Origin of the sequence: Agromyces intestinalis (assembly GCF_008365295.1) — a bacterium.
GTDB classification, from domain to species: domain Bacteria; phylum Actinomycetota; class Actinomycetes; order Actinomycetales; family Microbacteriaceae; genus Agromyces; species Agromyces intestinalis.
The window spans coordinates 1839076-1857208 of sequence record NZ_CP043505.1 but is presented as its reverse complement, the minus strand read 5'-3'; the positions used below and the strand labels follow the sequence as shown (position 1 = coordinate 1857208).

General features: G+C 71.5%; 13 protein-coding genes. 3 read left to right on the top strand and 10 right to left on the bottom strand.

Annotation, left to right across the window (positions count from 1 at the left end; genetic code table 11):
• Positions 1-8 precede the first annotated feature (8 nt).
• The gene (locus FLP10_RS08480; RefSeq protein WP_149160472.1) at positions 9-1136 is read left to right on the top strand and encodes a zinc-binding dehydrogenase; all 1128 of its coding nucleotides are present in this window, start codon (positions 9-11) and stop codon (positions 1134-1136) included.
• Between the two features lie 171 nt (positions 1137-1307).
• On the opposite strand, the gene FLP10_RS08475 is transcribed toward FLP10_RS08480, so the two are convergent.
• The 4 genes from FLP10_RS08475 to FLP10_RS08460 form a co-directional block, all read right to left on the bottom strand.
• Entirely contained in the window at positions 1308-3545 is a 2238-nt protein-coding gene (locus FLP10_RS08475) for a heavy metal translocating P-type ATPase (protein WP_149160471.1), read from the bottom strand.
• Positions 3546-3574: 29 nt separating this feature from the next.
• Positions 3575-3916 (bottom strand): heavy-metal-associated domain-containing protein, encoded by a 342-nt coding sequence (locus tag FLP10_RS08470; protein WP_149160470.1) that lies wholly within the window; start codon positions 3914-3916, stop codon positions 3575-3577.
• A 59-nt stretch (positions 3917-3975) separates the two neighbouring features.
• The gene (locus tag FLP10_RS17560) at positions 3976-4653 is read right to left on the bottom strand and encodes a collagen-like protein (RefSeq protein WP_210418511.1); all 678 of its coding nucleotides are present in this window, start codon (positions 4651-4653) and stop codon (positions 3976-3978) included.
• Positions 4654-4761: 108 nt separating this feature from the next.
• Positions 4762-5358 carry a TetR/AcrR family transcriptional regulator gene (locus tag FLP10_RS08460; protein ID WP_210418510.1) on the bottom strand — a complete coding sequence of 199 codons (597 nt, stop codon included), beginning with the start codon at positions 5356-5358 and terminating at the stop codon, positions 4762-4764.
• Positions 5359-5502: 144 nt separating this feature from the next.
• Here FLP10_RS08460 and FLP10_RS08455 point away from each other — a divergent pair, with 144 nt between their 5' ends.
• Positions 5503-6588 (top strand): SDR family NAD(P)-dependent oxidoreductase, encoded by a 1086-nt coding sequence (locus tag FLP10_RS08455; RefSeq protein ID WP_149160469.1) that lies wholly within the window; start codon positions 5503-5505, stop codon positions 6586-6588.
• A 175-nt stretch (positions 6589-6763) separates the two neighbouring features.
• The gene (locus FLP10_RS08450; RefSeq protein WP_149160468.1) at positions 6764-11767 is read left to right on the top strand and encodes a glycoside hydrolase family 3 N-terminal domain-containing protein; all 5004 of its coding nucleotides are present in this window, start codon (positions 6764-6766) and stop codon (positions 11765-11767) included.
• Between the two features lie 96 nt (positions 11768-11863).
• Here the strand turns inward: FLP10_RS08450 and ligD are convergent, their stop codons facing one another.
• The 6 genes from ligD to FLP10_RS08420 form a co-directional block, all read right to left on the bottom strand.
• Positions 11864-13102 carry a non-homologous end-joining DNA ligase gene (gene ligD, locus FLP10_RS08445; RefSeq protein ID WP_149160467.1) on the bottom strand — a complete coding sequence of 413 codons (1239 nt, stop codon included), beginning with the start codon at positions 13100-13102 and terminating at the stop codon, positions 11864-11866.
• Between the two features lie 45 nt (positions 13103-13147).
• Positions 13148-14092 (bottom strand): aldo/keto reductase, encoded by a 945-nt coding sequence (locus FLP10_RS08440; RefSeq protein ID WP_149160466.1) that lies wholly within the window; start codon positions 14090-14092, stop codon positions 13148-13150.
• Positions 14089-14982 (bottom strand): carbohydrate ABC transporter permease, encoded by an 894-nt coding sequence (locus FLP10_RS08435; RefSeq protein WP_149160465.1) that lies wholly within the window; start codon positions 14980-14982, stop codon positions 14089-14091. The genes FLP10_RS08440 and FLP10_RS08435 overlap by 4 nt, the downstream gene beginning before the upstream one ends.
• Positions 14979-15956, bottom strand: coding sequence for a carbohydrate ABC transporter permease (locus tag FLP10_RS08430; RefSeq protein WP_149160464.1), 978 nt, complete (start codon positions 15954-15956; stop codon positions 14979-14981). Before FLP10_RS08430 ends, FLP10_RS08435 begins: the two co-directional genes overlap by 4 nt.
• A 62-nt stretch (positions 15957-16018) precedes the next feature.
• The gene (locus tag FLP10_RS08425) at positions 16019-17341 is read right to left on the bottom strand and encodes an ABC transporter substrate-binding protein (RefSeq protein WP_149160463.1); all 1323 of its coding nucleotides are present in this window, start codon (positions 17339-17341) and stop codon (positions 16019-16021) included.
• A gap of 75 nt (positions 17342-17416) precedes the next feature.
• Entirely contained in the window at positions 17417-18076 is a 660-nt protein-coding gene (locus tag FLP10_RS08420) for a ThuA domain-containing protein (protein ID WP_149160462.1), read from the bottom strand.
• Between the last annotated feature and the right edge of the window lie 57 nt (positions 18077-18133).

Below are 18133 nucleotides of genomic sequence, written 5' to 3'. Positions count from 1 at the left end.
GACACGTCATGCATACGGTCGCCCGCGTGGCCGATCACGAGGTCGCGGTCAGCCCCGCGCCGGTGGCGATGGTGTGGAGCGAGCCCGGCACCCCGCACGAGCCGATCGCGGTTCCGGGCGTCTGCCTCGCCGACGGCGAGCTGCTCGTCGAGGTCGAGTTCGCCACCATCTGCGGATCCGACGTGCACACCGCGAGCGGGCATCGCCCGGCGCCCGCGCCGCTGGTGCTGGGGCACGAGCAGGTCGGACGCGTCGTCGCGGCGGGCGGCGGGCACGTGCTCGCCGTCGACGGCGAACCCGTCATCCTCGGCGACCGCATCGTGTGGACGGTGACCACGAACTGCGGGTCGTGCGACCGCTGCCTCGGCGGGGTTCCGCAGAAGTGCCGCACGGTGGCGAAGTACGGGCACGAGCGGCTCGAGCGCGGCTGGGAGCTGTCGGGCGGGTTCGCCACGCATGTGCAGCTGCGCGCCGGCACGGGCATCGTGCGAGTGCCCGCGCGCATCGCCGCGGAGGTCGCCGCACCGGCCGCGTGTGCGACCGCAACGGCGGTCGCCGCTCTCGACGCAGCCTCGCGGATCCCGCTCGACGGGGCCGTCGTGCTGGTCGGCGGCGCAGGCATGATCGGGCTCGCGTCCACCGCGATGGCCACCGCGGCCGGGGCGGATGTCGCCGTCGTCGACCCCGACCCGCGGCGACGTGCGCTCGCGAGGTCGTTCGGCGCCGAGTGGGTGCTCGACCCCGCGGCGGGGCATCCGGGCGATCAGCTGCGTGCGCTCGGCGCGATCCCGCCGCTCGTCGCGATCGAGGCCTCGGGCGCGGCCGCGTCGGTGCGCGCCGCGATCGAATCGGTCGACGTGAGTGGCGTGGCCGTGCTCGTCGGCAGCGTCTCTCCCGGGCCCGCCGTCGAGATCGACCCCGAACGGATCGTGCGCAACCTCATCACGATCACCGGCGTGCACAACTACGCGCCCCGGCACCTGCAGGCTGCCATCGACTACCTCGCCGGCGTGGGTGCGGCGCCGCCGTTCGAGGCGCTCGTCGGCGCGACGTTCCCGCTCGCCGACCTCGATGCGGCCCTCGCCTGCGCCGCGTCGGGCGAGCACGTCCGGGTCGGGGTTGATCCGCGCAGGTGAGGGCTGCGCCCCTCCGACGTCGCGCCCTGCGCCACGGGAACACATTGCAGGATTGGGAGGACGTTTCGTCCAGAAGCTCCTCCCCAGCCTCGAATGTGTTCCCGTGGCGGCAGGGGGAGGGGCAGGGGCAGGGGCAGAGGGGAGGGGCAGGGCAGAAGGGAGGGGCAGGGGCTACCGGAACCGCGCCAGCCGCAGGCTGTTCGCCACCACGAACGCCGACGACAGCGCCATCGCGGCGCCGGCCAGCAGCGGACTCAGCATGCCGAGCATCGCCAGCGGAATCGCGGCCGCGTTGTACGCGAACGCCCAGAACAGGTTCTGCTTGATCGTGCGCAGCGTGCGCCGCGACAGCCGGATCGCGTCGCCGACCGCCGCGAGGTCGTCGCGCATGAGGGTCAGGTCGCTCGCGGCGATCGCCGCGTCGGTGCCCGATCCCATCGCGATGCCGAGGTCGGCGGTCGCGAGCGCGGCCGCGTCGTTCACGCCGTCGCCGACCATCGCGACGACCCGTCCGTCGGCCCGCAGCTCGCGGATCACGGCGGCCTTGCCGGCCGGGCGCACGTCGGCCCGCACGTCGGCGATGCCGATCTCGGCGGCGATGGCCTGGGCGACGCGGTCGTGGTCACCGGTGAGCAGCACGGGCTCGAGGCCGAGCCGGCGCAGCGCGGCCACGGCGGCGGCGCTGGTCGGCTTGGGTTCGTCGGCGAGGGCGAGGATGCCTCGGGCCGCGCCGTCGCAGGCGACCGCGACGACCGTGCGCCCGCGAGTCTCGAGGTCGGCGCGTGCGGCGTCGAGGTCGGTGGGGAGCGGGATGCTCCACGCGTCGGCGAGCCAGCCGGGCCGGCCGACCACGACGAGGCGGCCGTCGATCACGGCCTGCACGCCGCCGCCGGGCTCGGCGGCGAACGCCTCCACCGTGCTGGTCGACGAGGCGGCGGTCGAGGAAGCGGAGGAGGCCGCGATCGCGCGGCCGATCGGATGCTCCGAGCCGGCCTCGGCGGCCGCGGCGAACCGCACCAGCTCGTCACGAGCAACATCGCCGGCCGGCACGGCGTCGGTCAGCGACATCCGACCCGTGGTGACCGTGCCGGTCTTGTCGAGCACGACCGTGTCGATGCGCCTCGTCGACTCGAGTACCTGGGGGCCGCGGATGAGGATGCCGATGCGGGCGCCCCGGCCCGTGCCGACGAGCAATGCCATGGGGGTCGCGAGCCCGAGCGCGCACGGGCACGCGATGACGAGCGTCGCGACCGCCGCGCTGAACGCGACCGCCGCGCCGGCGCCGGCCACGAGCCATCCGATCAGCGCGACCGCCGCGAGCGCGAGCACCACCGGAACGAACACGGCCGACACCCGGTCGGCGAGCCGCTGCACTTCGGCCTTGCCCGATTGCGCCTGCTCGACGAGCCGCGCCATGGTCGCGAGCTCGGTGTCGGCGCCGACGCGCGTAGCCTCGACGACGATACGTCCACCGGCGTTCACGGTCGCGCCGATGACCTCGTCGCCGGGCGCGACCTCGACGGGCGCGGACTCGCCGCTCACGAGACTCGCGTCGATCGCGGACGTGCCCTCGACCACGCGTCCGTCGGTCGCGACCTGCTCACCGGGGCGCACGATGAACCGGTCGCCGACGATCAGCGAACCCACGGGCACGCGCACCTCGACGCCGTCGCGCAGCACGCTCGCTTCGCGCGCACCGAGTTCGAGCAGCGCCGCAATCGCCTCGGTCGACCGCCGCTTCGCGCGCGATTCGAACACCCGCCCCGCGAGCATGAAGACGGTGACCGCCGCGGCGACCTCGAGGTAGAGCTCGTCGCCGACGCTGCCGGGCGCGGCGAGCAGGCGGAACTCCATGGTCATGCCGGGCATGCCCGCGTCACCGAACACGAGCGCGACGACCGACCAGCCGTAGGCGGCGATCACGCCGAGGCTGATGAGCGTGTCCATCGTGGCCGACCCGTGGCGCAGGTTCAGCCAAGCGGCGCGGTGGAACGGCCACGCGCCCCAGACCGCCACGGGCGTCGCGAGCACGAGCGACACCCATTGCCACCACGGGAACTGCAGCGCCGGGATCATCGACAGGGCGGCGACCGGGATCGCCAGCGCGAGCGAGACCCACAGTCGCGGGGCGAGGAATGCCTCGCGGCCGCGCCGCCGGTCACGTCGGGTCGATTCGTCCTCGGGCGGCGCCGGGAGTCCGGCCGTATAGCCGGTCGCCTCGATCACCGCGATGGCGTCGGCGGGCGACGTGCCGCCGGGCAGGCGCACGGTCGCCTTCTCAGTCGCGAAGTTGACGGATGCCTCGACGCCGGGCATGCGGTTGAGCCGCTTCTCGATGCGCGCGGCGCACGAGGCGCAGGTCATGCCGCCGACCGTGAGTTCGACGGGTCGGCTCGCGGTGTCGGTCATCGGATGCTCTCGGCTCGGGATGGCTCGTCTCAGGCGGGCAGCTCGGCCACGTCGTAGCCGGCCTCGTCGACGGCGGCCGCGATCTCGTCGGCGGTGAGCGCGCGCTCGGCGCTGACGCGCACGCGCGACACGCCGCCCGCGACCAGCTCGATCGACACGTCGGTCACTCCCTCGAGCGCGGTGAGCTCACCCGTCACCGCGCCGACGCAGTGCGAGCAGGTCATGCCGGCGACGCCGAACTCGGCGACCGGAGCGTCGGTCGCGGCATCCGTCGCGCTCGCCACCGCAGCGCTCGTGGTGCCCGTTGCGGGTGCGCAGCACGCGCAACCGTCGTCGGAGGTCTGCTTCGCGATGAGGCCGAGGTCGTGCACGATGTCTCCTTCGGTTCAGATACCCCTAGGGGGTACCTGAACTCTAGCAGGCTCCCGGCTCAGCGCAGCTGCCAGACGCCCCCTTCGCACTTCGAGAACGTGTTCGCGACCGTGTTGATGTAGACGCTGCCGTCGGGCTCGCAGGGCTCGCCCTCGTTCTCGTCGGTGCCGAGCAGCACCAGCGTGCCCGGGTCGCCGGCCTCGCCCTGTTCTCCTTGCTCGCCTTGCTTTCCCTGCTCGCCCTGCTTGCCGGTTTCGCCCTGCTTGCCGGTCTCGCCCTGTTTGCCGGTCTCGCCTTGCTTGCCCTGTTCGCCTTGCTTGCCGCGCAGCTGCTCGGCAGCCGACGTGCGCAGGTTGCCGGTCGCCTTCCACGCGCCGTCGCGGAAGACGTACACGTTCGTGGTGTCGAGATCGATGTAGACGTCGCCCTCCGACCCGTAGCGGTCGCCGGGTGTTCCGGATCCGGCGCGCACCTCGGCGCCGGGCGGCAGCACGTCGTCGATCAGGTCGTCGAGGTCGTCGGCGTCGGTGTCGTCGGTCGGCTGGGCCGTCGTCGTCGCGGGTGGGGCCGTCTCGGTCGCCGGCTGTCCGCCCACCGCGCCGGCGGCAAGCGCGCCCAGGAACGCGGCCGCGAACGCGAGCACAACGACGATGACGCCGGCCCAGATGAGCATCGAACGGCTGACGGGTGCCGACCCGGATGTCGGTGCGGGCGTCGGCGGTGGCGTGTCGGTCAACGTGCGGTCCCCTCTCGCGGCGTCTCGAACGGTCTGAGGCTATCGGCCCGATGCGCCTGAACGGGAGAGCGCCGCTTCTGATTCGCGCGATTCGCACGGCGAGCAGCGTCAGGATGCCGCGAAGGCCGCGTGCAGGATGGCACGGGCCTGCGCGGACACGCGTTCACGGTCGGCCTCGGGTGCCTGCGCGACGACGAGGCCGAGCATCGACACGCCGACCACGATGTCATCGGCGGTGACGTGTGCGGCGACGCGCCCGGCGGCGACCTCGCGTTCGCGGAGGTGCTCGACGATGCGGCCCAGTCGGGTGCTCAACACGACGGCGCGCTCGTCGTCCCGGTGCGAGGCGATCGCCTCGATCATCGCGGTGGAGCCGAGCGCCTGGGCGCTGATCACGTCGAAGAATGCGTCGAGCGTGGCGTCCGGGGCGTCCATGCGCTCTTCCGCCTGGGCGAGGTTCTCATCGAAGACCGCGACCGCGAGGGCCATGCGATCGGGGAAGTGCCGATAGAGGCTTCCCTGCCCGACGCCGGCGCGTTTCGCGACCGCGCTGAGCGGTGCGCCGAAACCCTCGTCGTGGAAGACCTCACGGGCGGCGGCGATGAGCGCGCGGCGGTTCGCCGGGCCGGCCTTCGGGCCCAGGTTCGGCTTGCGCGCACCGGGCCGCGGGGTCGTGCCGTTCCCCTCTTCCGCGGTGGATCCCACGGGGGTACACTACTACCGGACAATGATGTCCGGTAGGGGGATGCACCCACAGTCAGGCGCTGAGGTACCCGGCGGGGTCGCCCCGAAAACGGTCGGACACCCGGTGTCCGTCCACGAGACGGCCGAATGAAAGAAGGAACACCCATGAGCACCCAGCTCACCGGCGACTCGTCGATCAAGACCTGGCTCGCCGACCCCGTCGGCGGACCGATCATCCGCGAGCTGCTCGCCCAGTCCGGGCAGGACCCCGATGTGCTGAAGCCCGTCAGCCGTCTCGCGCTGAAGCGCCTCATCAAGCTCAGCAAGGGCCAGTTCAGCCAGGAGATGGTCGACCAGCTCGTCGCGCGCGCCGCCGCCGGCGATGTGCCGGCCGGTGCGCCCGCCGCGCCCGCCGCCGCCGACGCGGGCGACGCCGACGATGACGCCGACGCCGGCACCGAGGCATCCGCCCCCGTCGTCGAAGCCGAGCCGTGGGAAGAGGTCGTGACCCCCGGCCGCTTCGCCGGAAAGACCGTGATCGTCACCGGCGCGGGCAGCGGCATCGGCCGTGCGACCGCGTCGCGCATCGCCCGTGAGGGCGGCCGCGTGATCGCCGTCGACATCTTCCAGGACCGCCTCGACGAGTTCGCCGCCGAGCTGCCCGACGCGCAGGTCGTGCCGATCGCGGGAGACATCACCTCCGACGAGGCGATCGCCGCGATCATCGCCGCCGCCGGCGAGCAGATCGACGGCCTGGCGAACATCGCCGGCATCATGGACGACATGACGCCCGTCGGCGACCTCACCGACGCCGTGTGGGAGCGGGTCATGGCGATCAACGTCACCGGCACCATGAAGCTGATGCGCGCGGTCATCCCCGCCATGCTCGCCCGCGGCACGGGCTCGATCGTGAACACCGCGAGCGAGGCCGCCCTGCGCGGGTCGGCCGCCGGTGCCGCCTACACGGCGTCGAAGCACGCGGTCGTCGGCCTCACCAAGTCGAACGCGTTCATGTACGGCCCGTCGGGCATCCGCACGAACGCGGTCGCGCCGGGCGCCACGATCACCAATATCGAGGCGAAGTTCGCGTCGCCGCTCGGCGCGCAGCGCGTGCGCCAGGCGATGGCGATCCTGCCCGACGCCGCCGAGGCCGAGGCGCTCGCCGCGTCGATCACGTTCCTGCTGAGCGACGACGGCGTGAACATCAACGGCGTCGTGCTCGCGTCCGACGGCGGGTGGTCGGCCGCGTGACGCCTCGCGCTTGCTGAACAGACGGATGCCTCGGGCTGCGGCCCGGGGCATCCGTCTGATCCGCCCGAGGCATCGTTCTGTTCCGGAGGTCTCGCGCAAGTTACTGACATGTCAGTAAAGTGACGCGTGGCAGTGCGGCCGCGCGCCGCACGCACCGGTTACGAAGGAGTAGCACGTGCCTCGAGACATTCGGCCCGCCCGCCCTCACCGCCGACTGGCGGCCGCGCTCGCTGCACTCGGCGTCGTCGCATCCGGCCTGATCGCGAGCGCGCCGGCCGCCGCAGCCGACGCCGACCTCGCCCAGCTCGGCACGATCACCGCATCGGCGGCCCAGGACGACGGCGACGGCTCGTTCCCCGCATCGAACGCGATCGACGGCGATCCGACGACGCGCTGGGCGAGCGGCAACGGGCCCGACGCCGACACCGAGTTCACCGCCTGGCTGCAGTCCGACCTCGGCGCCGTCGCGACCGTGACCCGGATCGACCTCGCATGGGAGGCCGCGTTCGCCGCAGGGTACGAACTGCGTGTCGCGACCGCCGACCCGTCCGACCCCGCGAGCTGGACGACCGTGCACACCGAGACCGCCGGCAGCGGCGGCGACGAGTCGATCGTGCTCGACGAACCCGTGCAGGCCCGCTACGTGCGCCTCGACATGCTGCAGCGCACCTCCTTCACGTGGGATCCCGCACAGCTGCACTGGTATGGGTACTCGCTCTTCTCCTTCGGCGTGTTCGGCTCGCTGCCGTCGCCGGCGGTCGCGTTCGATCGCACGTCGATCGGCGTCGATGCGGGCGACACGGTCGAAGTCGCCGTGAACCTCACCAACGCGGCGACCGGCGCGCAGACCGTGCGGGTCACGAGCGGCGGCGGCACCGCCGTGGCGGGCGACGACTACACCGCCCTCGACGAGACGCTGACCTTCGCCGAGGGCGAGACCACCAAGACGGTGAGCGTCGCGACCGTCGGGCACGGCGCCCTGGCACCGTCGCGCACCTTCGTGCTCACGCTGAGCGATCCGAGCGACGGGCTCGTGCTCGGGTCGCGGTCGCAGGTGACCGTCACGCTGCGCCCGAGCGGCGAGGCGCCCAACGCGGGCGCGGTCGACGTGCTCGCCGACTTCGAGGCGGGCGTGCCCGCCGGCTGGTTCGCGTGGGGCAGCACCGGCCCGGTGACGCCGCAGCTCGGCACCGCGACGGATGACACGGTGCCCGGCTCGGCTCCCGGCAACCACGTGTTCACCGCGACGGTGGCCGGCACCCCGGTCGCCTCCGACTGGTTCGGGTTCACGAACGACACCCCGGCGGCGGACTGGTCGCACGCCGACGGATTCCGGTTCTGGTTCCTCGGCAAGGGCACCGGCAAGGCGCTGAACTTCGAGCTGAAGAGCGAGGGCAAGCTGTTCGACCGCACCGTCGTCGACGACACGGCCGGCTGGCGGCTGGTGTCGGTGCTGTTCGACGACCTGCGCCTGAAAGGCAACCCGGGCGCGCCCGACCGCTTCCTGCCGTCGGCGTCGAACGGGTACGCGGTCACGCTCACGGGCCTCGGCTCGGGCACCTGGTCGTTCGACGACGTCGCGATCTTCGAGCGGGCGATCATGATCGACGACTTCGAGGGCGAGGTTCCGGTGGGGTCGGGGCCGTCGGGCATCTTCAGCTGGGTCGCTCCGGGCGGCGAGGTCACCGTCGGCGTCGGCGAGCAGGAACGCGCGGATGTCACGGACAACCACGTGCTGACGGGCAGCTACCGCGTGCCTGCCGGACAGTGGGGCGGCATCACCGACAACCTCGATTCGCCGCAGGACTGGAGCGGATTCCGAGGCATCCGACTCTGGTGGTACGCGTCGCAGCCGACCAACCCGGCCTCGCCGACCGCCGGCGGCGACGTGCAGGTCGAACTGAAGGACGGCGGGCCCGACGGCGAGCACGCCGAGCTCTGGGCCGCGACCTTCAAAGACAACTGGGGCAGCTCGACCAGCCGCTGGAAGCTCGTCGAACTGCCGTTCTCGGCGTTCACGCTCGGCGGCAACCAGCCCGGCAGCGCCGAGACGAAGAACGGCACGCTCGACCTCACCGCCGCGTGGGGGTTCGCGCTGCACTTCCCGAAGGGCACCGACGACACGCGGTACGCCATCGACGACGTGCAGGTCTACGGCACGCCCGCGTCGGCCGCGAACGCGACCGTCACGGCGCGACCCGACGTCGTGCTCGTCGACGGCGGCGACACCGCCGAGGTGACGCTCGCGGTCACCACCGCGAGCGGCGACCCGCTCGACCTGCCTGTCACCGTGTCGTACGCGAACGGCGACGGCACGGCCGAGGCCGGCACCCACTTCGCCGCCTTCGCGGGGGAGCTGACCTTCCCGGCAGGCGCCGAATCGGGATCGACCCAGTCGTTCACCGTGCAGACCTCCGCGGTCGACGGACCGGACGAAGCCCGGGTCATCCCGGTCGTGCTCGACGGCGACGGCGCTCGCCTGCCCGACTCGGTGAAGATCGTGATCAACGCGCACGACCTGCCGTACCTCGACGCCTCACTGCCCGTCGCCGAGCGGGTCGAGGATCTGCTCGGCCGCATGAGCGTCGCGGAGAAGGCGGGGCAGATGGCGCAGGCCGAACGTCTCGGCCTGCAGAGCCCCGCGCAGATCGCCGACCTCGCGCTCGGATCGGTGCTCTCGGGCGGTGGCTCGACGCCGCCCGGCAACACGCCCGAAGCGTGGGCCGACATGGTCGACGGGTACCAGCGGCAGGCGCGCTCGACCGCGCTGCAGATCCCGCTGCTGTACGGCGTCGACGCCGTGCACGGGCACAGCAACGTGCTCGACGCGACGATCTTCCCGCACAACACGGGCCTCGGCGCCACGCACGACGCCGACCTCGTCGAGGCGATCGGGCGGGCCACCGCGATCGAGACCAAGGCGACCGGCCCCAACTGGACCTTCGCCCCCTGCCTCTGCGTGACGCGCGACGAGCGCTGGGGTCGCAGCTACGAGTCGTTCGGCGAAGACCCGGCGCTCGTGCGGGCCTACGCCGAGGCCGTGACGGTCGGCCTGCAGGGCGCCGACCCGGCCGACAAGTCGGCCGCCGACACGCTGCTCGCCACCGCGAAGCACTGGGTGGGCGACGGCGGCACGGCGTACGACCCGACCAAGGTCGGCAGCGGCTACCCGATCGACCAGGGCATCACGTCGGCCGACTCGCTCGCCGACTTCGTGCGCCTGCACGTCGACCCGTACCTGCCGTCGATCGCGGCGGGCGTCGGCTCGATCATGCCGTCGTACTCGGCGGTCGACCTCGGCGACGGGCCCGTGCGCATGCACGAGCACGAACTGCTGAACACCGAGGTGCTGAAGGGCGAGCTCGGATTCACCGGGTTCCTCATCAGCGACTGGGAGGGCATCGACAAGCTGCCGGGCGGCAGCTACGCCGACAAGGCGGTGCGCTCGGTGAACGCGGGCCTCGACATGGCGATGGCCCCGTACAACTTCGCGGCCTTCATCTCGGCGATCGAGCAGGGGGTCGCGTCGGGCGCGATCGAACCGACGAGGGTGGATGACGCGGTGCGCCGCATCCTGACGCAGAAGTTCGAACTCGGCCTGTTCGAGCAGCCGTTCACCGACCGCAGCCGGCAGGGCGAGTTCGGCGGCGACGCGCACCGCGCGATCGCGCGGCAGGCTGCGGCCGAGTCGCAGGTGCTGCTGAAGAACGACGGCGTGCTGCCGCTGCCGAAGTCGGGCTCCTACTACGTGGCCGGCTCGAACGCCGACGACCTCGGCAACCAGATGGGCGGCTGGACGATCTCGTGGCAGGGCGGCTCGGGCGACACGACGGCCGGCACGTCGATCCTCGAGGGCATCCGGCAGGTCGCGCCGGGTGCGTCGGTCACCGTGTCGACGGATGCCTCGGCCCCCACCGACGGCTTCGATGCGGGCATCGTCGTGGTCGGCGAGACCCCGTACGCCGAGGGTCAGGGCGACGTCGGCAACAACGGCAAGGGCCTCGACCTGAAGGCCGCCGACCGGCAGGCGATCGACCGGGTCTGCAGTGCGATGGACTGCGTCGTGCTCGTGGTCGCCGGTCGCACACAGCTCGTGACCGATCAGCTCGGCGAGATGAACGCGCTCGTCTCGTCGTTCCTGCCCGGCAGCGAGGGCGCCGGCGTGGCCGACGTGCTGTTCGGCGACGTGCCGTTCACCGGTCGCCTGCCGATCACGTGGCCGGCCTCGGCCGCGCAGGTGCCGATCAACGTCGGCGACGACGAGTACGAGCCGCTGTTCGCGTTCGGCTGGGGCGAGCGCACCGACGTGCCGGCCGACCGGGTGGCGTGGGTGGCCGACGCCCTCGACGCGCTCGGCGCCCCTGCCGCGGAGGCGGCCGGCGCCGTCGCCGCCCTGCGCGACGCCGACGTGTGGGCGGTCGACGGCACGGTCTCGCCCGACGCCGACGACGTGCAGCATGCGCTCGACCTGCTCGCCGCCGCCGCGGCCACGCTGCCCGGCACCGAGCGCGGAACGCTCGCCCACGCCGACCTGCTGGTCTCCGTGGCGCGCGACCTCGCGCAGCACGCGATCGCGGGCGGCACCGCGGCCGACCTGCCCGACCTGGCCGCCCGCACCGCGGACGCCGAGGTCGCCCTGCTGAACGGCGACCCGGTCGAAGCGGTGCGGCTGCTGGCCTCGGTGCTCGGGATCGAGATCGACTCGACCGACCCGACCGACCCCGGCAAGGCGCAGGTCGCCGGCACGCTGAGCGCATCGACGGCGCGGGTCGGCGACGAGCTGACGTTCTCAGCGACCGGGTTCGTGGCCGACGAGACCCTCGTCGGCACCCTCTTCAGCGACCCCGTCGACCTGGGCACGGTCGACGCGACCGAGGCCGGCATCGGCTCGATCACGTTCACCGTTCCCGAGGGTCTCGATCCCGGCACGCACACCGTGCAGCTCGAGGGATCCGCGCAGATCGCGTCGGCCACCTTCACCCTGCTGAGCGATGACGCGCCCGGCGGACCGGGCGACGGCGGAACGGGCGGCGGAGCCGGCACCGGCGGTTCGAGCGCAGCCGGCTCGGGTTCGGTCGCGATGACCGGCGTCGAGATCTGGCTGACGGTCCTGCTCGGAATCGCACTCGTCGCGGCCGGCGCGATCCTGATGCCCGCGGTCGCGCGCCGCCGCCGCTGAACAGACGGATGCCCCGGGCTGCGGCCCGGGGCATCCGGCGTCGGTCCGTGCGCGCACCCGTCTGCGGGCCCGTCGCGCAGGCGGTCGACCGGCGGGCTACGGCCGGCCCGGCCACTCCCGGCCGGCCCACGGGTCGTAGTCGGCGATCAGCGGCTCCTGCGCGGGGCGCTCAGCCTCGGGCACATGCTGCAGGTTCACCCGCACGCGGTACCAGAGCGAGCTCGACCCGCGCATCCCGTCGACCAGCACATCGGCGGGATGCAGCAGCTTCGAGGCATCCGGATGCGTCGCCTTCCACTGCTCGAGCGCGGCGATCGCCTCGGGCTTGGTCTCGGTGCGCGCGATCTCGATGAGCGGCATGGTCGACTGCCGTCGACCGTCGCCGCCTCCGCCGCGCGGAGCCTTCTCGGCGGGCCCGAGTTCTTCGGCGAGTCGCAACAGGCCGTCGAGCCGACCGACCGACGCGGGCTCGTCGATGCCGGCGTGCGGGTCGCCGCGCTCGGCGAACCGCTCGAGCACCGTCGCGACCGTGAAGCGCTCGGGCCGCGAGTCGCGCACCTCGCCCCAGTCGAGCGGGGTCGACACGCGCGCGTCGGGCAGCGGCCGCACCGAATAGGCGGATGCCACGGTGCGATCCTTCGCGTTCTGGTTGAAGTCGACGAACACGCTCTCGCCGCGCTCCTCCTTCCACCAGCGGGCGGTCGCGAGTCCCGGCGCCCGGCGTTCGACCTCACGGGCGAGGGTTTCCGCGGCCAGGCGCACCTGCCGGAAGTCCCACTCGGCCGCGATGCGCACGTTCAGGTGCAGGCCGCGCGAGCCGCTCGTCTTCGGCCAGCCGACCAGCCCCACGTCGTCGAGCACCTCCGCCGCGACGAACGCGACATCCACGATCTGCGACCAGTCGACGCCCGGCATCGGGTCGAGGTCGACACGCAACTCGTCGGGGTGGTCGAGATCCTCGGCGCGCACGGGGTGCGGATTCAGGTCGAGGCATCCGAGGTTCACGACCCACGCGAGGCCGGCTGCATCGCGCACGACCGCCTCCTCGGCGGAGGTGCCGCGCGCGTAGTGCAGCGTCGCCGTATCGATGAACTCGGGATGGTTCTCGGGCACTCGCTTCTGGAAGAAGGCCTCGTGGTCGATGCCCTTCACGAACCGCTTCAGCACCATCGGGCGGCCGCCCGCACCGCGAAGCGCGCCGTCGGCGACCGCGACGTAGTAGTCGACGAGGTCCCGCTTCGTGAGGCCCGGCTGCGGGAACACGACCTTGTCGGGGTGGCTGATGCGCACCTCGTGCCCGCCCACCTTGATGATCTCGGCGTCCCGCCCCGCCATGCGCTCCACCCTAGCGGGAGCCGCCCCGCCCCGAACGCTGCGACTTCACATCGCATCCTGCCAGGTGCTCCGGTCGAGTTCGATGCCGTCGAGCGCCTCCCACGCGGCATCCGGGATGTCGATCTCGGTGAGCGCGATGGTGCGCTGCAGGTCCGCGACCCGGTCCATGCCCACGATGGTCGAGTCGATGCGCACGTCGCGGAGTGACCAGTGCAGCGCAAGCGCGGCGAGCGGCACGTCGAACTCGGTGGCCAGGCCGGCGATCTGCTCGACCGACGCCAGTAGCGCGGCCGGGGCTTCGTCGTATGCGTACCGGGTGCGCGGCGGCGGCCAGGCCGTGAGCAGACCCCCGCCGTACGGCGCCGCATTCATCACCCCGAGCCCGTTCTCGCGGGCGACCGAGAGCAGGTGATCGGCCGACCTGTCGACCAGCGTGAAGCGGTTGTGGGTGATGAGCGCCTCGAAGTGGCCCGTTCGGACGAACCGCTCGAGCAGGTCGGCCGGCCCTCCCGAGATGCCCAGATGGCTGATGATGCCGCGCTCGCGAGCCTCGACGAGCGCAGCGACCGGGCCGTCGGCCGCGGTGGCGATCTCCCACGTCGTGTTCTCGGGGTCGTGCAAGTACACCATCGGCAGCACATCGAGGCCCAGCCGTTCGCGGCTCTCGTCGAGCGAGGCGAACATGCGCGCACGTGAGAAGTCGTTGGTGCCGTAGCCGCGATCCGCCTTCGTCTGCACGAGGACGGCACCGAAGCCGTCGACCGTCGCACGGGCGGCGCCGACCCGGCGTTCGCTCTGCCCGAACCCGTAGTTGTTCGAAGTGTCCACCATCGTGATCGGACTCGACACCAGCGCGGAGGCGAGGTCGGCGCTCTCGGCTTCGCTGCTGCCGCTGCCGTCATCACGGCGCTGCCAGCCCGCCGCGCCGCATGTGATGGAGCTGACGATAAGGCCCGTTGCTCCGAACGTGGTCGAGGTGACGGCGATCATCCCTTGAGTCCTCCGCTGATCAGGTCGAGCTTCCAGAAGCGCTGCATGACGAGCACGAGCACGACGAGCGGCAGGAGCGACACGAGGGCGCCGATGATCGCCACCGTGTACAGCAGCTCCTTGCCGTCGCCCTGGCTCATGAACGTGTAGAGCCCGAGCGTCACAGGGTAGAGCTGCTCGTCCGAGAGCATGAGATAGGGGAGCAGGAAGTTGTTCCACGTCGAGATGAAGTGGAGCAGGAACACCGTGACGAGTCCGGGCAGCATGATCGGCAGCGCGATGCCGCGGAAGATCCTCACCTCGCTCGCCCCGTCGATGCGCGCCGCCTCGAGCAGGTCGCTCGACACCACCGCCTGCGCGTAGACGCGGCAGAGGAAGATGCTGAACGGGCTGATCATGAGGGGCAGCAGCACGGCGAGGTACGTGTTCGTGAGCCCCATCGCCGCCGTCACGAAGTACTGCGGGATCGCGAGCGCGATGCCCGGCATCAGGACGCCGCCGAGCAGCACGGCGAACATCGTGTTGCGACCTGGGAACTCGAACTTCGCCAGGGCATACCCGGCCAGGGCCGAGATGAGCACGCAGCACACCGTGCCCACGAGCGAGTAGAGCGTCGTGTTGCCGAGCCACATCCAGAACACGCCGTCGTTGATCGTGAACAGCTTCTCCAGATTCGCGAAGAATCCCGTGCCCGGCGCGAAGGTGAACGTCGAGAACAGCTCGGCGGGGGATTTCGTGGACGCGACGACGACCCACGCGATCGGAATCAGGCAGTAGATCGCACCGGCGATGAGCACGATCATCGGCAGCACGGCGACGCCTCGGCCAGTGGGGCGCGATGCGGTGCCGACGCGGGGGCGCACGGCCGTGTTCGCGGCGGTGGCGGTCATCTCTCCTCCTTCTCGCGGGTGGCCCGCAGCAGCAGCGCGGACGCGACGAGGGTGAACGCGCAGATCACGACTGCGGTCGCCGCCGCGAGGTTGATGTTGTCGTTGGTGAACGCATCGGTGTGCACCTTCATGAGCGGGAAGAAGGTCGAGGTGATGGTGTCGGTGAGCGGGCGCAGCATCGTCGGCTCCGAGTACGCCTGCAACGTGCCGATCAAGGCGAAGAGTCCCGTGAGCACCAGCGACGGCATGATGAGCGGGACCTTGATGCGCAGCGCAATCGCGCGCTCGCCGCAGCCGTCGATGCGAGCCGCCTCGTAGACCTCGCTCGGCACCGAGCGGAGGGCGGTGAACATGATCACCATGTTGAAACCGACCCCGCCCCAGATCGCGATGTTGGCGAGGGCGCCGAAGATCGACGCGCCGTCGAGGGGGTCGAGGGCCGGCAGCCCGAACACCGCGAGGATCGCGTTGACCGGGCTCGTCGACGGGAGGTAGAGGAATCCCCACATCATCGCGGCGATGACCCCGGGCACGGCGTACGGCAGCAGGATGCCCGTGCGCCAGAGTCGCGCGGCGCGCACGCGCGGCAGGTCCAGCAGCAGGGCGAACAGGAGGGCGATGCTGAGCGTGCACGGGATGACGATGATCGCGTACAGCGCCAGGCGGCCGAGGCTGGCGAGGAACTCGGGATCGGTGATAGATGCCACGTAGTTCTCGAATCCGACGAAGACCTGCTCGCGTCGGCCGAATCCGCCGGATGCCCCGGCGACCCGCTGGCCGAAGAAGCTGAGCTGGATCGCGTAGACGATCGGGGCGATGAAGAAGACGAGGAAGAGCGCCGCGGCGGGTGCGATGAAGAGGTACGGCGCGAGCAGGTGGCGGCCGTTGCGTCGTCGGCGCGGGCGCGGTGTCGCCACGGCACTTCGGACGATCGCCGGAGGGGGTGCGCCCTCGGCCAGCAGGGTGTCGGTCATTTCGAAGCCTTCCATGCAGGCGGTGCCGGGCCGGCGACTGTGCCGACCCGGCACCACCCGGATCAATCGACGGTGAACCCGGACTTCTCCAGGTCGTTGGTCACGGTCTCGTCCACCGACGTGAGCGCGTCGACGAACCGGGTCCCCCCGTCCTTCGCCTTGGGCATCTGGTCGGAGTAAGCGCTGAACGCGATGGTGGTGTTCGGCCCCCAGGTCACCTCGGCCTCGTTCGCCGCGACGTCGAGGAGCACGTCGTGGTAGTCCTCCTGCCCCGAGCACGCCTTGTCGTCGGGCAGCGGAACCTTCGCGAACTCCTCGAGACCCGGGTTCGAGGCGGGGAAGTTGCCGCCGGCCTCGATCATGGCGCGCTGCCCCTCCGCGGTCGAGCCGAGCCAGGTCAGGAACTCCGCGGCCTGCTTCGGATGCTTCGACACGGTCGTGACCAGGGTCGCGGACCCGCCTTGGAACCCGACATCCGCATCGCCCTGCTTCCACGCCGGGAGGTTCGCGATCCGCCACTTGCCCAGCGTGTCGGGCGCGCCGGACTTGATGCTCGATCCGGTCGCGCCCCACGAGCCGATCACCTGTGTGAGGATCTTCCCGGTGTTGAGCTGGGTGTTGAACTCGGGGGTGCCGGTCGCGCCGGCCGTGGCGAGCCCGTCGTCGACCAGGCCGTTCCAGTACTCGGCGACCTGCCGAGAGCCCTTGCCGTCGATGTCGACGCTCCACGCATCATTCTTGTACGCCCACCAGCTGGTGCCGTTCTGGGCGACGAGGCCCGCCATCCATCCGGCATCGTTGATCGGCATGTTCACGAGCACCGAGTCGGGCGCCGCCCGCTTGACGGCCTCGGCCGCGTCGCGGAACTCGTCCCAGGTCCGCGGCACCTCGATGCCGTACTGCTCGAACAGATCGACGCGGTACATCATCAGCATCGGCGCCTGGTCGAGCGGCACGGCGTACACGCCGTCGCCGAGCTGCACGAGGCTCCAGACTGCCGGGTTGTAGGCGGCCTCGGCATCGCCGACGTACTCGGCGATGTCGGCGGCCACGCCGTTGGACACGTAGGACGGCAGCCACTGGTACTCGGCGAGGGCGAGGTCGGGGCCCTCGCCGGCGCGGATCGCCGCGTTGAGCTTCGTGAACTGCTCGGTGCCGCCGCCGACGTTATTCACCTTCACGGTGATGTCGGGGTGGTCGGTGTTCCACGCGTCAGCGATCGCGGGGGCGCCGGCCCACCAGGTCCACCATTCGAGGGTGACCGGGCCGGCGGATTCGGCGTCGGGTGCGGCGGCCGTCTCATCGCCGGATGCACCCGCGCATCCGGCGAGGGCGACGGCGACCGTCGCTGCCGCTGCCGCGGCGACCACGCTCCTGAACTTCATCTGTTCTTCCTCACTCCGTTGTTCGTCAGAATCCTGCGCCGAGTGCCCGTTATGTACTCAGCGTGGACAAATATGTCAGGCGTTCACGAGCCAGTCAAGGGTGCGGTCGAGGATTTCGCGCCGGCTCGGGTGCCGGTAGCTCTCGACGGTGTGTCCGAGTGCGTCGTACGCGGCGCGCCGGCGTCCGTCCTCGAGGGTCCAGAGCAGCGGATGCTCCGCTCCCTCGTGTCGGTGGAAGGCGAGCGGGCGAACCGCGTCAGCCACCCTGAGGTGCGTGTACCGCTCGTCCCAGACCGTGAAGTCACCGAGGCCGGCGACGATCGGGTGGTCCGACTCGGGCACCAGTACCCGTGCATCGCCGATCGGCGGATGCATGCTCGCACCGCCCACCCAGCGACCGCCGAGTGCCCTTTCCCACGCCGGCATCCCCGGGAACGACGCGGCCGCGACGTGGAGCGCCCAGACCGGAGCGTCGCGAGCGAGGTACCGCTCGAATCCGGCTTCGGCGGCGGCGAAGGTCGATGAGTCGAGGCCGTGCCTCGTCGGGTTGCCGACGTTGACTACCAACAGCTCGACTCCGTCGAGGTCGGCCATCGCCTCCTCCACGTCCGTGCGGATCTCGACGCCCGCTCCCGACCGTTCGCGCAGGACGGCGGCGACCTCGGCGGTCGTGGCGCCGAAGTCGTGCCAGGGGTCGTCATAGCGGCCGGCGCCGCTCAGAATACGTATGGTCATAGGTTGACTCCTCTGCCCTAGTTTGTGCGAGACTATGACAAATGCGAGAAGCGGGGC